Source organism: Neisseria sp. SLRRB23 (genome assembly GCF_050896295.1).
In the GTDB taxonomy this organism is placed as follows: domain Bacteria; phylum Pseudomonadota; class Gammaproteobacteria; order Burkholderiales; family Neisseriaceae; genus Neisseria.
In genome coordinates, this window is the sequence record NZ_JBPBFH010000127.1 from 1 (window position 1) to 395 (window position 395).

General features: G+C 52.2%; 2 pseudogenes. Both read left to right on the forward strand.

Features of this window, described 5'->3' with window-relative positions:
• Nucleotides 1-141 (forward strand): annotated as a pseudogene (locus ACRPFF_RS11435) (sodium-dependent transporter); the annotation flags it as partial.
• 9 nt (nucleotides 142-150) lie between these two features.
• Nucleotides 151-288 (forward strand): annotated as a pseudogene (locus ACRPFF_RS11440) (outer membrane protein assembly factor BamE); the annotation flags it as partial.
• Nucleotides 289-395 lie beyond the last annotated feature (107 nt).

Sequence of the window (395 nt, forward strand, 5' to 3'; positions counted from 1 at the left end):
ATTTCCAGCCCTGTCAACGGCGAACTGACAAAAAGCTTCTTTACCGAACATATCGAAACCAGTCCTTGGGAAATTGCGTTCTACACGTTCTTATTTGTCGTTGTGAACCAATGGATTTTGGTCAAAGGCGTTATCGGCGGTAAAACATAAAGCAACGTCAAAGCCGACGGCACGACCGACAATCCGGTTTTCCCGGAACCCTATTCCGTAACGCTCGACAACAAGCGCGGCACATTCCCGACTTATGACGAACTGGATCGCGCGGCCGCCAATTTGCAAAAATCAGACCGCCGCCTCAGCCATCTGCAAGGCTTCGAGCGGAACGAAAGCAATAAAAACCGCTCTATCGGCACAGACATCGCCGCCCGCGATATCGTCGGCACTTGGGTAGGGCG